Source organism: Mycobacterium sp., assembly GCF_032162605.1.
Lineage (GTDB): Bacteria > Actinomycetota > Actinomycetes > Mycobacteriales > Mycobacteriaceae > Mycobacterium.
Map to the genome: position 1 here is coordinate 1 of NZ_JAVROT010000364.1, position 14,272 is coordinate 14,272.

The following is a 14,272-nucleotide window of genomic DNA, read 5'->3' on the forward strand; positions in this document are numbered from 1 at the left end:
GCACCACCAGGGCGACGGCCAGCATCACCCGTTCGTCGGCTTCCTTGGCCAATGCGCTGAGCCGTTGTGCGACGAGCACATCCGCCGAGTCGATGACCGAGGCGTCGTTGAACGCCGCCAGCAACCCCGAGGCCCCGGAGGCCCGGCGCCAGTTCGCGGTGTCGACGGGTTCGACGGACGTCACGCGGCCGCCCTCCCGGCGTCGAGAAGCTGGGACATGGCCACGATCAGCGACGCCGGAGGCTGCCAGTCGAAGACGCCCGCGGGATGGCCGTCGACCACAGGGGTGTCCACGCCGCACATGCCACGCACGAACAAGTACAACACGCCGCCCAGATGACGATCGGGGTCGTATCCCGGCTGCCGCCACCGCAGAAAACGATGCAGCACAACGCTGTACAGCAGCGCCTGCAGCGGATAGTCGGAATGCAGCATCGCCTCGACCAGCCGGGCCCGCTCGTAGTCGGCCGACGTCAGTGAACCGTCTCCATCACCCAGCCAATTCGACTTGTAGTCGACCACCACGTAGCGATGGCCGTTCGCTGGATCTTCGGGGTCGGGGATGCGCAGCACCGCGTCGATGGACCCGTTCAAGTACCCGCGCAACGATTGGTTGCCCAACGCATCGCTCATCAGCCGCTCTGCGTAGGAAGCCAGCGGGTCGTCGGCAGGCAGGTGCTCGGCCACCAACCGCCCGACGTCGCGCAGGTGGATCTCTGGTGCGGTCGCACCCAGGTCACCGCCTGCCAACGGGAACTCGAAATCCAGCTCCCGCAATCGGTCTCGCAGCCCTATCCGGCGCAGCGTCAGGTCCGCGGCGAGCGGACCCAGCGGCGTGTCGTGCATCGGCACCAGCGAGGCCGCCAGCTCGGGCGCGGGCACGTCCACCGGCCACCAGACCGAGTGCTTGCCGATCTGTGTCTCCAACTCTGCGGCCAGATCCGCCGCGAACGGATCGGCGGTCTCCAGCACCGCGTGCACCAGGGTGCCGAACTTCGCGCCCTTCGGGAGATCGGCCATCGGCGATAGCACCTGCCGCCCGGTCGACGGCTGCAGCAGCGGGAGGTCACCGACCTCGTCGTCCAGCGCGACGACCTCGGGCTCGCTGCTCACCCCCGACGTCTCCGCAACGCGGATCAGCCCCGAGTACGAGGTGCGGCGCCACGTCGTGTCGACCGAGCGGTGGAAGTGCCTGGCGTCGAGGTTCATTGGCGCCGGCTCGGCGGACAGCGGCGGCGCGGGCGTCAGCACCGACTGCTCGAGCACGGGACCGCCGGCGGCCTCCCACTCCTGCAGCCGCGCGAGCGCGTCGTCGTCGTTGATCTTGGGTGGGGCGCACTTGTTCGGCACGACGGACTCACCCGGTCGGCGGCCGCGCAGCAGCCGGGACAGCCCACCGTTGGGCTCGTCGCGGGCCGGTGACCACCACGCCACCACCTGGGCCTGCGCCCGGGTCAGGGCAACGTAGGTCAGCCGACTGTCGTCACCCGCGGACTCTTCGCGGCCCAGCCTCTCGACCTCGCGGTAGTCGGGGCTCTCCCTGCCGCCGATGTGCAGGCAGCGGGTGGGCCCGTCGTGGAACAGGATCAGGTCGGGCTCGGGCACCCAGCGGTTGAACGCGAACGGCAGGTACACGATCGGGTACTGCAGACCCTTGCTCACCCATACCGTCATGATCTGCACCGCCGCGGCGTCGCTGTCCAGCCGGCGATTGCGTTCGCCTGCCCCGCCGCGGTCGTCCCGCTCGGCGCGCAACCAGTCGCGCAGCGCGGGCAGCGTGTAGTGCTCGCGGTGCGCCACGTCCTGCAGCAGCTGCGTCATGTGGGCCAGATCGGTCATGTGTCGCTCACCGTCGCGCCACGACAGCACACGCTCCAACATGCCCGCCAGCTGCGCGGCCTCGAAGATCGCTGCGACCCCGCGCTCGCGGGCGTGACCGGCCCACTCCCGCAACGTGTCTGCGATCTCGTCGGTCAGTGCGTCACCGCCCTGCACCAAGTGCTCTGCGGACTTGCCGAAGAACATCGTCGCCGCGGCAGCGCGGACCACTCCGACGCGGTGCGGTTGGTCGAACGCCTCCAGCAGCGACAGCCAGTCGTCGGCCGCCTCCGACGCGAAGATGTCCGTGTCGCCGGTGTAGACCGACGCGATCCCGGCCCGGTCCAGTGCGAGCTGGCACACCCGGGCGTCCTTGTGCGTCTCGACGATCACCGCGACGTCACCCGCCCGCACCGACTCGCCGCCGAACGTGGCGCCGCTGGCGAGCAGGGCACCGATGTCGTTGGCGAGGTCCTTGCCGATGTGCTGTCGGATGTCGCCGATCGGGATGTTCTGAGTGCCCCTGAGGCCGAACGTCCCTCGCTGCACGACCCGCAACCGGAACGGATTGCCGTGCGGTGCGCCAACCAGCCGACTGCCCTGGTTCGCCGCCTCGACGTCGTGGACGACGATCGCGGGGTCCCCGAGTTCGGCGCCACGCAGCACGGCCTGCAGCCGGTCGACCAGGACGCCGTCACTGCGCCAGTTGGTGCCCAGCGTCTTCTTCGCGCCCGCGGTTTCAGCGGCACTCAGATACGTGACGATGTCACCGCCACGGAAGGCGTAAATCGCCTGCTTCGGGTCGCCGATCAGGATCACCGTCGACCGTCCGCTGAAGGCTCGGTCGATCACCTGCCACTGCACGGGGTCGGTGTCCTGAAACTCGTCGACCATCACGATGGGCCAGCGCTGGTGCATCCGGAGCCGGGCGGCGGAGTCCTCGGCGGCAAGGGCCTCCGCCAGTCGTGTCAGCAGGTCGTCGTAGCCCAGGATCCCCAGCCTGCGCTTGCGCGTTTCCAGCTCGGCGAGAACGTGATTGGCGAAGCTGACGCACACTGCGGCCCGCGAGTCGGCTGGCGGGTCGAGCGGGCGCAGCTCCGTCGCGGGGTTGCGGACGACCTCGCGCGCCAGCTTGAGCGCATCGGGATACGTCAGTACCGGATCGTCGCGCTGCTGGCCGAAGTGCGCGAGGTAGAGGTCGTCGACGACTTCGGTCACCAGGTCCGTCAGGCTCTCCACCAGCGTGACGCGAGAGTCGGAGTCACCCGCCACGCCCAGCGACTTCAGCACCAGCTGGCAGAACTGATGGGTGGTGGCGATCGTCGCGGCGTCGAAGCCGGCCAACGCATCCCGCAGCCGCCGCCTGCGGGCATCCCGTTCCTCGTCGGTGCCCGTCACCAGGTACGTGACCAAGTCGTTGTCGCCGACGAGTGACGGATCGTCGAAAGCGGCGGCCGCGTGGGTGATCTGACGACGCACCCGATCGCGCAGCTCCTGACTGGCTGCGCGGCCGAAGGTGATGAGCAGCATCTGGTCGAGCGTCGCCGCGCCCTCGGCCACGTAACGCGTCACCAGTCCGGCGAGTGCGAATGTCTTGCCGGTGCCTGCGCTGGCCTCCAACACGGTGGTGGAGGCCGCGTCGGGCAGCGGCCCCTGAAGGTCGAAACGTTCCATCAGAGCATCACTTCCGCCCGCAGCATCGGCAGCCAGAGCCGCGCGGCGTAGGCGCCCAGTCGGTGGGTCTCGCCGTCGACCTCCTCACCCGGCCGCAGCGGTTGCATCAGTTCCTTCAGCCAGGCGTTCGCCCCCCACGCCCGCACCTGCGCCGGGTCCTTGTCCTCCGCCGGATAGTTGCCGGACTTCCACCTGTAGGACGCTTCCCGTTCGGGGTCGCCACTCTCGTGGCGGGCGCACGCCCAGGCATACGACGTCTTGATGGGCAGGGGCAGGGGCTCGCGTCGGCCGGCGTCGTAAATCGCCACCAGGTCGCGCAGAACGTCGACGGCCGGTTCCTGAGGCGCGCCGAGACCACGCACGCTCGGCGAACCGCTTCGCTTGGGCCTCCCGATGCACACCGCAGAGAAGTCCCGGCCCGGATGATGGGCGAACAACGCCAGCAACGGAATCCACGATGCCAGCAGATGCTTGCCGTCGAGCCTGGAGTAGGTGACCGAGACCAACCGGTCGTCGAACACCGGCGACACCGTGCCCGTCAGGCGGCGTCCGGCGCCCAGGTCGATGTCGACGTCATAGGCGTCCGCGTCGGTCTTCCGGTATCCCAGCGCCGTCGCGGCGAGCAGCGTGGACTGCTCGCGCAGTTCACCCGCCTTGCGCCAGCCCAGCTGACCCGGCGGCAGGGTGCCGCGTCGCCACTCGGCCTGCCGCGCGTCGTCGGGCGTCATGCCCCGCAGCATGTCGCCCAGCATCCGGTCGCCGACGGCCCACTGCTCCAGGGCGTCGATGTCGACCGAGATCTCGTCCGCGACGCCGTCGACGTCCCACGGCAGCGTGTACTCCAGCGCGCGGAAGAAGCCCTTGACCGGATCCTTGAAGAACCCGATCAGATCGGCGAGTGCGACGTCCTCGTGTGGCTGCGCGGGCAGCGGGCCGGAGATGAACTTCGGCTGCTCCTTCCGTTCGCGGGTGCTGGCCTTCGCCGCCTTGAGGACCGTATCGTCGAACGTGAACGGCACGTTGGGCACCAGCTTGTCAGGTATGACGTTGCGAATGTCGAACGGCTGCAACGGATGATGCACGACCACCCGCTCGCGCACACTCTCGGAGGTGGTCGCGTCCACGGCGTCGAGCAACTCGGCCAACGGCACCGCAGGCGGACGTGCCTGCCCGGAGTGGGGGTTGGCGCCGGTGTAGGTGATCACCAGCTTCTCGGTGGCCGCCCCGACCGCGTCGAGCAACAGTTGCCGGTCCTCGGAGCGGCTGTCACGTTCCCCGGTGACGGGGTTGCGGGCCAGCACGTCGTCGCCGTCGGTGATCCCCTGGCGCGGAAACACGCCGTCGTCGAGGCCGACCAGGCACACCACCCGATGCGGCACCGATCGCATCGGCACCATCGTGCACACCGTCAACGTGCCGGTGCGGAAATTCGCGCGCGTCGGGCGTCCCGCGAGGTGGCGGTCGAGAAGCGCCTTGACGTCCGGCAGTCGCAACACCGTGCTCGACCGAGCGCCTGCGTCGGTGAGGACCTGGCCGAACTCGCGTTGCGTCTGACTGGTCTGCCACGCGTCGGCATCGGTCACGCGCGTCAACATCGTGATGCCGTCCTCCAACGCGCGCAGCCAGTCGTTCAGCGGGTGGTCACCGGTGAGCGCGTCGACGGTGCACTGCAACCGGTCGATGAACTCGGCGAGTTGGCCTGCCAGTTCGACGCGGTTGCTGCCGACGTCGTCCAATGGCAGCGTGGACCCGATCCAGGCGTGCGCATCGTCGGACATGGCGACACCGGCTAGCACCCGATCGATGCCGAAACGCCATGTGTTGTGAACGAAGTCGACACCGTATGGCTGACGGTGCTCCTGGTCGAACCCCCAGCGGACGTTCGCCTGACGGACCCAGCGGGTGACGTCCTCGAGGTTGTCGTCGGTGAAACCGAAGCGGGCGCGCACCGGGGCAGACTGCGCGAGGTTGAGCACCTCACTGGCGGTCACCCTGCTGCCGGCCAGGGTCAGCAGTTGCGAAGCCACGCCCAACAACGGATTGGTCTGCACGAGTGAGCGATCCGCGAGTCGCATCCGCAGCCGGTGCGCCGGATGCGCGCCACGAAGCACGTCGCCGAGCCCGAAGTCGGCGTTGATCAGCGGAGCATACGTCTCGATGTCGGGGCACATGACCAGGATGTCGCGTGGCTCCAGTGTCGGGTCGTCGACGAGCAGGCCCAGCAGCACCTCCCGCAGTACGTCAACCTGTCGGGCTTCGCCGTGACAGGCGTGAACCTGGACGGACCGATCACCCTTGGCAAGCGTCCGGCCCTGTGGCCGACCAACATTCGCGGCGATGTCGGACTGCAGCCAGCCGAGCAGCGTATCGGCGTGTTCGCGACCACCGAGATACTCGTCGGTGCGCAGATTCGTCGGCAGGATGATCTGCAGCTCGCGGAGATCCCTGCCGAGGGTGGCGAGCAGCGGATGGTGAACGGCCCGGTGGCTGGTGTCGTCGCGGCGCGCGATGGGCCCGCGCACACCCCTCAGCGCGCACCACAGCTCGTCGCTGGGGTGCGGCAGCCATAGGTGCACGTCGTGGTGGGTGGACAGCGCCTCGATCAATTCGATCTCCGTGATCGGCAACCGGGTGTGGCCGAACAGGGACAGGCGCGGCGGCAGATCGATCGGTGATTCCCGAAGGCGGGCAAGGGTTTTCTGATGCCGGACGTGCGGCGGATCGGCGGCTACGCGATCGACGAGTGCCTGCCAGAGCGGAGGTTGCCAGTCGAGGTCGCCGTCGAGGTCGGCGTTGCCGTCGAGCCAGTCGGCCAGCAGCTGGGGCCGTTGCCTGGCGTAGGACGCCAAGAGGGCGGCGAGTCGGCGTGCGACGGCATAGCGCCTGCCTTGGCGCAGCTCCCTCTCCTCGCCGACCGCGAAGTGACCGAGGTGGGTGGCCAGCGTGCGGCACCACGGCTGGGTCAGGTTCTCGTCGATGACCTCGAGCAGCGGCCAGACCATGGCGTCCGGTGCCCACGGGTCGTCATCGTTGGTTCCGGTGATCTCGGCGATCAGCGAATGGGGGTTCCTGAACTCGATGCCGGCGCACACCCCGTCCGCCCCAGAGCCGCGGCCAAGGACGTGCGACAGGCGCTGACTCAGCCACCGCTCGGTTCCGCGGGCGGGTACGAGGACCAACTCCATGGCGAACGGGTCCTCGAGCGGTTGGGAGAGCAGGGCGCCGAGTCCGTCTGCCAACAGATCGGTGCGATCGGCGCGGTGAAGGTGAAGCGGCATCGACGCAACCATAGGACGTGCTCCCGACAGGGGGTCGAGGAATGGGGTCGGCTTTGTTCGACGGGGCGCCGCGGTGTCACAGCCGTGTGTCATGGTGAGGGTGAACAGAGGGGGACGAAGATGCCAGCAGAGACCACTGAGCCCAAGCTGACCACGCGTTTCGACGAGGCCCTGCAGTACGCCTCCGAGCTCCATCGCACGCAGACCCGCAAGGGCGGTGACATTCCGTACCTCGGTCACCTGTTGTCGGTGGCGAGCCTGGTGATCGAGGGCGGCGGCACCGAGACCCAGGCCATCGCCGGGCTGCTGCACGACGCGGTCGAAGATCAGGGCGGCCCGCCGGTGCTCGCCGAGATCCGCGAGAAGTTCGGCGACGACGTCGCGACCATCGTCGACGAGTGCAGTGACACCGACCAGGTGCCGAAGCCGCCGTGGGAGGCACGCAAGAAGACCTACATCGACCACCTCGGCTACGTGTCCGAGGCCACCATCCTGGTGTCGCTCTGCGACAAGGTCGACAATGCCCGCGCCATCCTGCGCGACTACCGCATCCACGGTTCCGACCTCTGGACGCGATTCAATGTGAAGGACCCGCAGAAGCACCTCTGGTACTACAGGTCGCTGCTGGCCGTCTTCAAGGCCAAGAACACCACCTGGCTGGTCGACGAGCTCGATCGAGTGCTGGGGGAGTTGGAGAATCTCGTCACCGCGGCGACCAACGAATAGGGTTGTCGGCGATGGCCGACGAACAGCTCAGAGACCATGTCCTGCAACGAGCCGATCACGACGACAAGCTGAGCGAACAGGCGCGGCTGGTCGTACTCGCCGCCTGGCGAAACCTGCCCGCCGGCGACCCGCTGACCGTTGCGATGAGCCGGCTCGACGCAGAGGTCCAGACACTCGCTCGGCAGCAGGCCGCGGCGTCGACCGCACCCGACGTCGACGAAGTCGAACAGGCCTGTGCCGCACTGCGTTCAGCCGCCAGCGCGCAGGCCGAGGCGGAACACGCCGCGGATGCGCTCTCCGCCGACCGCGTCCAGTTCCTCGAGACCAGCTTGGAGTTCCACGACCGGCACGGCACGCAGCCTTGCCCGGTGTGCGCCAAGGGCACCCTGGACGACGAGTGGGTTGCGCAGGCGCGCGCCGTACTGGCCGCGGAGCAGGACGCCGCCAGTGCCTTGCGGGTGGCCAGGTCTGGGGCGCATCGAGCCCGCCAAGCACTGACCGCACTCGTCCGCATGGTTGACGCGCCGCCCGCCGAGGATGCCGGGCTGACGGCGATCGCGGCGGCGCGCGTTGCCTACCAGTCGTTTTCGGCACTGCCAGTCGACGACGACACCGCCCTTGCCGATCGCGTCGCACGGGAACTGCCCGAGCTCCGCACGGCATACGACGCGCTTCGGGAGGCGGCGGCACCCAAGCTCGAGTTCGCCCACGAAGCGCAGAAGTGGTTGCAGGCGCTCGCGTCGACCCCTGAACGCTGAGTCACACCTGTCACGAGTCTGGGGGCATGGGTGTAAATGCCCGCCTACGAGCGACTTTCGCCACTTAGTGGGGACCGCCGGGACGCAAAAGTCGCTCAGAGACGGGCAACTCGACAGGCACCCCCGGGGAGGTCTAGCTGCTGGCGAACTCGGCAGGCAGCCCGTCGATGCCCGCCTGGATCGCCGCGATGGCATCCTTGCGGGCCTTCAGCTTGCTGGCCCGGTGAGCCTTGACGTCCAACCCGGCGGCGGCTTCGGAAGCGACGTCGTGAGCCCGCGCCAAAACGTTTCCGTCCTCGGCGATCTCGTCGAGCCAGCCGGCTGACACTGCCTCGGCCCCGGTGAACACGGCCGCCATGGAAACGGCCCGCGAGAACGCGGCGCGCGTCAACCGCGCCCGCATGATCTCGATCGCCGAGATCGGCAGGACCATGCCGATCGCGACCTCATTGGCCTGGCAGCGCGCACTCGGTGAACCCACCCGGTGATCGCCGCTGAGCATCAGGAACGAGCCCATCGCGATCGCCGGACCCGTCGCCGCGATGATCACCGGGACCGGGAAGCTCAGCAGCCTGATCGACAGCTCGAAGCCGCCGGACAGCATGCCGAGCGCTGCCGCGGCGTTGCCGGAGTTGAAGACGCTGAGGTCGAACCCGGCGCTGAAGACCCGCGAGTTGCCCGCCAGCACGACGGCCTTCAGCTTGCCGTCGGCCGCGCCCTTCTCCGCGAGGTCCAGCGCCTGGTTGAGGTTCTGCTGCATGGCAGGCGAGAGCACGTTCACCTTGCCGTCGTCGAGCGTGATCGTGGCGACGGACTCGGTCAGCTCATAGGCAACGGTGCTTGTCATCGGCTCTCCCTTGGATGCAGGTGGACGAGCCGATCGTAACTAGCCCTTGTTCGCGGAATGACGGCCAGCCGCCCCGTCTTGGATCCACGGGAAGTCGAGTTCGGTGGTCTGGTCCATCTGTCTGGTCCGCCAACGATCCTGGGTCTCCTCCACCGCTTTGTTCATTCGGTCGATCTCGGCGCGGAACACGTCGGGCCGGGATTCCTTGGACGCGTAGTGGAAGTACGTCAGCACGCTCCGCAGCAGCTCCAGTTTCTGCTTCTCCCGTTTGGCCAGATCGTGAGTGGTCATCAGGTCGATGCGCTGCACCGGCTGAAGGGTCGCCCAGTCCAGGCGGAACTTCGTCTCGAAGGTGTCCCGCTTGTTCCACCTGTTGGTCTTCGTCGTCTTGGCGCCGGGTCGCGGGCGGTCGGAGTACGTCAGCGCGCCGTCGAACCTGGACCGAATCGAGCCGCCGAGTTCCTCACGGCTGATCGCCGAATCCCACACCGTCCGCCATTCCTGCCCCGGAGCCAAGTATGGGAGTTCGCTGGGAAGGTCGAGTTCGGCTATTTCGGGTTTGCCATCTAACTGGGAGTCCTCGTACGCAGCAACCGTCGGATGGTTGACGAAGTCGAATCGGATGTCATGAGCGGCGGTCTGCCCGAAGTTCCGCACCACCAGCTCGATGACGTGCCAGTCCGTCGGGTGTGGCTCCATGAACATCGTCACCTGGGGACGCACCTGCTCGCTCTTGAGCTGGCGGTTCCTCTTGAGCTGGCGGTTGGCCCATACGAGCGCGACGAGGCCGAGGACGAGAGCCACCCACGCCGCGATCGCCAACCAGCCGCCGGATCCGAGGTCCCTCAAGTCGCCCAGCCGATCGTTGATCCAGTCCACCCAGGCCCTCATCTGCTCGATTCGCGTGTGCTCAGGACAATGGCGCTTCGCCAACGGCCTCGTGAACGCACGTTTCGGCAGTTGCTAGCGACCGGCTATACGGTACCGCGCGCGGTATGGGGGTGCCACCGCGCCGCCGACGGCTAGGAGGCGATGGCCTCGAGTTCCGTTGCTGGGACTGACACCGACGGCGTCGGGGCAACGACGAGCCGCTCCCCCCGCGCAATCCAGTCGTCGTCGGCCCACACGATGCGCGACGGTAGTCGCCGCCAGTACTCCGGATGGGCCTGCAGGTACGCCCCGACGCTGGCGTGCACACTGGCGTCGACGGGCGGTTTGCGCCAGGGCACGCCGTGCACGCTTCCCGCGAGTGCGTCGGCGTGGCCGGGGAGGGGCGTCGCGTACAGGGCATCGCTGCGCAGGCCTGCGCCAGCCGACAGCGCGCCGGCGAGGACCCAGTCGACGGCGATCCCGGTCAACGGGGTGCACGCGCCCGGCCCGCCCGCGATGTCGCAATGACCGCCGCGGAACCACACCGCATCTACCCCGCCGGATGGCACCGGCACGATCTGTCGGTGCAGCGGTCCGCCGTCGATGGCGAGTGCGTGCCTCGCGGTGACGACGTTGGCGTGCGCGTCTGGGAGAAGGGCGGGCAGCCCCGCGGTTCGGACGGCGTCCCACGTGCCGAGAAACGCGACGGATACGGCCATGACGACGTCATCGTTGAGATCTTCGATCAACTGCCTGACGCGCCACCAGTCGCACGCCGTCCTCGGTGTGCGCGGCAGCGCGTACGCGCTCAGGGCGAAGTCGACGAGGTCGCTCGACGTCGAGGGAAGCACGCCGACGATGCCGAGCAGCCGTGTCAGCGCGTGGGCGCAGTAACCGCCGCGTCCGGCGCCGAACACGAAGAGGCGGTCACCCGGGTCCCAATGTCGAGAAACGAACTCGTAGGCCTCACCGACCGCGGCGCGCGCGCCGCGGAAGGCGTCGCGTTGCCGCCGGCTTACGGCGTCACGGTGATACCAGGTCACCTGGTCGTTGGATTGGTCGAGCAAACCGAACAATTCCGACGCACTGCCCACCCCGTCGGCGTCGAAACACAGCACGACATTCTTCACGATCCACCCCGCCCCCCGACGTGACTCAAACGGTCTTAAGTATGAGTCTGGCAACCAAACGCCGCGATGTCTAGCGAATCTGTCATCTCGGGAAGAAAGTGGCGACGGATCCTTGGGAGTGTGCATGTTTCGGCGACGGAATCAGTCGTCGCCTGAGGCTACTGCAAAGGCAGTTCGACGCCCGGGCTCGCGGGATCGGCCCGCAACAGGATCGAGTCCGGTTGGGTGCCCACCGGCACGTCGTACACCAGCGGAGTCTCCACCTGGCTACCCGGCGCGATGTCGGCGACGGTGCCGCCGAGGAAGGCGGTCGCCGTGTCGTCGAGGGGGAAGGTCTGCCCCGCGGCGCTCAGCTGCTGGAAGGTCGCCACGAAGCTGAGCGGCGAGGTACCGGTGTTGGCCACGTTGAGATGGACCACGTAGTAGATGCCGTCCGCGGTCGTCTCGACGGAGTCGCTGACGGTCGAGGTGATGGTGTCACCGGTCTCGGTGCTCGCGACCGAGAAGGTGTAGTCGCCGTCGCTGCCCTGGGCGCCAGTGGGTGGCGGCAACGGCGCCTCGGTCGCGGAGGACTGGGTGTCCGTCTCTGACGTAGTGGTCGCATTCGACGCCGTCGTTGACTCCGACGATGTGGCTTGCGACGCGGTCATCGTCGGTTCGCCTTTGCGAATCGCCACGAAGACGATCACCAGAACGATGGCCAACAAGATGGCCGCCGCGCCGCCGATGATTCCGATGACCAGCTTCTTGTTGGGTCCCTCACCGGATGGGCCGCCCGGCGGGCCAGGCGGTGGGGCGAACGACGCTGCCTCATAGGACTGTCCGGGCGGGGGAGCGTACGAGGGCCCGGCAGGCGGCGCATCCCACGACGGCGCCTCGTAGGACGGTGATTCGTAGGACGGCGCCTCGTGGGCGGTGGTCGGATGGGTGTCGTACGGCTGGCTCGGGGTGGGGGTATATGACCCGGCGAGCGGTTCCCGCCCGGGATCGGGGGCACGGTGGGCCCCTGCGTGTGGCTCCCCGCTCGAGGGGAATTCGTCGGCCGGTGGAGCAGGTGGTTCCGCTGCCGATGACTCGACCGGGGTGGGTGGTGCGACGGCAGGAGTACGGTGTTCGGTCCAACCGGTGCCATCCCAATATCTCAGGCCGGTCGGGTCTTCAGGATCCGGATACCAATCGGCCGGTGTAGTCATCGCACGGTCCTCCCCCAGGTATGCGCCCCGCAGGCGCGCGCACCAAAAATAGCGCAGGCCGTCAGCCAACGCGCCACTTCGGATCAGGCAAACCCCTGCGTCAGCCACCCATCGTCGTGCGCCACTGGTCCAGATTGCTCGCCCGGTACACGTAATTGGACCGGCGCACCTCCGACAGCGAGGCGCTCGGCTCAGCCGAGTACCAATGCCCAGGAAACACCGTCGGATCCCCCGGCAACGTTGCGAGCGCCTGCAGGCTGCGGAACATGTCGTCGACGTTGCCGCCGGGGAAGTCGGTGCGCCCGCACCCCTCCAGGAAGAGGGTGTCGCCGGCGACCAACCGGCCGTCGAGCAGGAAGCACTGACTGCCCGGCGTATGGCCGGGAGTGTGCAGCAGCTCGATCTCGACGTCGCCGACCGAGACCCTTTCGCCATGTTCGTGGGAGGTCAGCTCGCTGAGCGCAATCCCCGTAATGCGCGAAACCCAATCCGCCTCATGGGTATTGACATGGACCGGCACGCTGACCCGCTCCAGCAGCTCGGCAAGGCCCTTGAGCTCGAAGCCCATCATCGACCCGCCCACGTGGTCGGGATGGTGATGGCTGACCAGCACCCCGGACAGGTGCATGCCGTCGGATTCCAGGGCATCCAGCAGGTCGTTCGCCGCATACGCCGGGTCGACGACGACGCAGTCGCCGGTCTGGCGGTCACCGATCAGATAGGCGAAGTTGCGCATCTGCTGAGCTATCACGTCGTTCGCGGCGAAGTCGCGCCCCGACAGCAATTGCTTGAAGTACAGACGGTCCTGGTCGGTTGGGCTGGCCATTCTGCAACAGTAGGGCCCAGGACTCAACCTTCACCTAGCCCCCCGCCACGCTGCGGTTTGGTGAGGATAACGGCGGGAATGTACCCTCTTTAAGGCCCTGCGGCGCGACTGCAGGCGACTGCCCCCTTAGCTCAGTCGGTAGAGCGTTTCCATGGTAAGGAAAAGGTCAACGGTTCGATTCCGTTAGGGGGCTCGGTGGTTTCCCGGGGCGAGCGAAGCGACGGGAGAAGCCAGGGGTAGCAGGCGCCCGAACATGGCGGTGTAGCTCAGCTGGTTAGAGCGCACGACTCATAATCGTGAGGTCGGGGGATCGAGCCCCCCCACCGCTACAAGACGACAACGCAAGTGAACGAAGAAGGACGACTGACGTGGCCTCGAGTACAGACGTACGGCCCAAGATCACCTTGGCCTGTGAGGTGTGCAAGCACCGTAACTACATCACGAAGAAGAACCGGCGCAACGATCCCGACCGGCTGGAGCTCAAGAAGTTCTGCCCGAACTGTGGCGTTCACCGGGCCCACAAGGAATCGCGCTAACGGACAACCCCGCGAGCTTCGGCTCGGGGTTGACTGATGGGGGAACTGTCCGTGCCGCTGTCGTCCGACATCATCGGGATGCACTATCGCTACCCCGACTTCTACGAGGTCGGGCGCGAGAAGGTGCGCGAGTACGCCGTCGCCGTCAAGAACGACGATCCCGCGTATCACGACGAGGACGCCGCGGCAGTGCTCGGCCACGGGTCGCTGCCTGCACCGTTGACCTTCATGTCGGTCTTCGGCTACCAGGCGCAGACGGCCTTCTTCGCCTACGCCAACATCGGCATCACCGACGCGCAGATCGTCCAGGTCGACCAGGAGCTGAAGTTCCTGCGGCCCATCAAGGTGGGTGACCGGCTCTACTGCGACGTTTACGTGCATGCGTATCGGCAGGCGCACGGCACCGACATCATCGTCACCAAGAACATCATCAGTAACGACAAGGGCGAGGCCGTGCAAGAGACGTACACGACCCTGGCCGGTCGTTCAGACGACAGCGGAGAGGGCTTTTCAGATGGCGCTACGTGAGTTCAGTTCCGTGAAGGTCGGCGACGAGCTTCCGGAGCGCGTCATTCCGCTGACCCGAATGGACCTGGTCAACTACGCAGGTGTGTCC

General features: G+C 67.5%; 11 protein-coding genes, 2 tRNA genes and 2 pseudogenes. 7 read left to right on the forward strand and 8 right to left on the reverse strand.

Going from position 1 to position 14,272, the window contains the following annotated elements:
• The 3 genes and pseudogenes from QOI01_RS20520 to recC all read right to left on the reverse strand — a co-directional run.
• A pseudogene (locus QOI01_RS20520) lies at positions 1 to 184 on the reverse strand (exodeoxyribonuclease V subunit alpha); the annotation flags it as partial.
• Positions 181 to 3,492: an exodeoxyribonuclease V subunit beta gene (gene recB / locus QOI01_RS20525; protein WP_526384178.1), complete on the reverse strand. Its 3,312-nt coding sequence runs from the start codon at positions 3,490 to 3,492 to the stop codon at positions 181 to 183. The pseudogene QOI01_RS20520 and the gene recB, both read right to left, overlap by 4 nt.
• On the reverse strand, positions 3,492 to 6,770 hold the full coding sequence (gene recC / locus QOI01_RS20530) for an exodeoxyribonuclease V subunit gamma (RefSeq protein WP_526384180.1): 3,279 nt from the start codon (positions 6,768 to 6,770) through the stop codon (positions 3,492 to 3,494). The genes recB and recC overlap by 1 nt, the downstream gene beginning before the upstream one ends.
• Before the next feature lie 120 nt (positions 6,771 to 6,890).
• Between recC and QOI01_RS20535 the strand changes: the two genes are divergently transcribed.
• Both QOI01_RS20535 and QOI01_RS20540 read left to right on the forward strand, forming a co-directional pair.
• Entirely contained in the window at positions 6,891 to 7,496 is a 606-nt protein-coding gene (locus tag QOI01_RS20535; protein ID WP_526384182.1) for an HD domain-containing protein, read from the forward strand.
• A gap of 11 nt (positions 7,497 to 7,507) precedes the next feature.
• A complete protein-coding gene (locus QOI01_RS20540; RefSeq protein ID WP_526384184.1) occupies positions 7,508 to 8,254 on the forward strand; it encodes a hypothetical protein in 747 nt (248 codons plus the stop codon).
• A 133-nt stretch (positions 8,255 to 8,387) separates the two neighbouring features.
• Here the strand turns inward: QOI01_RS20540 and QOI01_RS20545 are convergent, their stop codons facing one another.
• The 5 genes from QOI01_RS20545 to QOI01_RS20565 form a co-directional block, all read right to left on the reverse strand.
• Positions 8,388 to 9,101: a crotonase/enoyl-CoA hydratase family protein gene (locus tag QOI01_RS20545; protein ID WP_526384186.1), complete on the reverse strand. Its 714-nt coding sequence runs from the start codon at positions 9,099 to 9,101 to the stop codon at positions 8,388 to 8,390.
• Positions 9,102 to 9,140: 39 nt separating this feature from the next.
• Positions 9,141 to 9,992, reverse strand: a complete 852-nt coding sequence (locus QOI01_RS20550) for a DUF8453 domain-containing protein (protein WP_526384188.1) — start codon at positions 9,990 to 9,992, stop codon at positions 9,141 to 9,143.
• Positions 9,993 to 10,123: 131 nt separating this feature from the next.
• Positions 10,124 to 11,101 (reverse strand): phospholipase effector Tle1 domain-containing protein, encoded by a 978-nt coding sequence (locus tag QOI01_RS20555; RefSeq protein WP_526384190.1) that lies wholly within the window; start codon positions 11,099 to 11,101, stop codon positions 10,124 to 10,126.
• 158 nt (positions 11,102 to 11,259) lie between these two features.
• Positions 11,260 to 12,294 (reverse strand): DUF4352 domain-containing protein, encoded by a 1,035-nt coding sequence (locus QOI01_RS20560; RefSeq protein ID WP_526384192.1) that lies wholly within the window; start codon positions 12,292 to 12,294, stop codon positions 11,260 to 11,262.
• Between the two features lie 100 nt (positions 12,295 to 12,394).
• The gene (locus QOI01_RS20565) at positions 12,395 to 13,120 is read right to left on the reverse strand and encodes an MBL fold metallo-hydrolase (RefSeq protein ID WP_526384194.1); all 726 of its coding nucleotides are present in this window, start codon (positions 13,118 to 13,120) and stop codon (positions 12,395 to 12,397) included.
• A 120-nt stretch (positions 13,121 to 13,240) separates the two neighbouring features.
• Between QOI01_RS20565 and QOI01_RS20570 the strand changes: the two genes are divergently transcribed.
• The 5 genes and pseudogenes from QOI01_RS20570 to QOI01_RS20590 form a co-directional block, all read left to right on the forward strand.
• A tRNA-Thr gene (locus QOI01_RS20570) sits at positions 13,241 to 13,313 on the forward strand.
• A gap of 62 nt (positions 13,314 to 13,375) precedes the next feature.
• Positions 13,376 to 13,449: transfer RNA gene (locus QOI01_RS20575), tRNA-Met, on the forward strand.
• A 39-nt stretch (positions 13,450 to 13,488) separates the two neighbouring features.
• Positions 13,489 to 13,656: a 50S ribosomal protein L33 gene (gene rpmG, locus QOI01_RS20580; protein WP_011854752.1), complete on the forward strand. Its 168-nt coding sequence runs from the start codon at positions 13,489 to 13,491 to the stop codon at positions 13,654 to 13,656.
• Positions 13,657 to 13,707: 51 nt separating this feature from the next.
• Entirely contained in the window at positions 13,708 to 14,184 is a 477-nt protein-coding gene (hadA, locus tag QOI01_RS20585; protein WP_526384196.1) for a (3R)-hydroxyacyl-ACP dehydratase subunit HadA, read from the forward strand.
• A pseudogene (locus QOI01_RS20590) lies at positions 14,171 to 14,272 on the forward strand (3-hydroxyacyl-ACP dehydratase); the annotation flags it as partial. The gene hadA and the pseudogene QOI01_RS20590, both read left to right, overlap by 14 nt.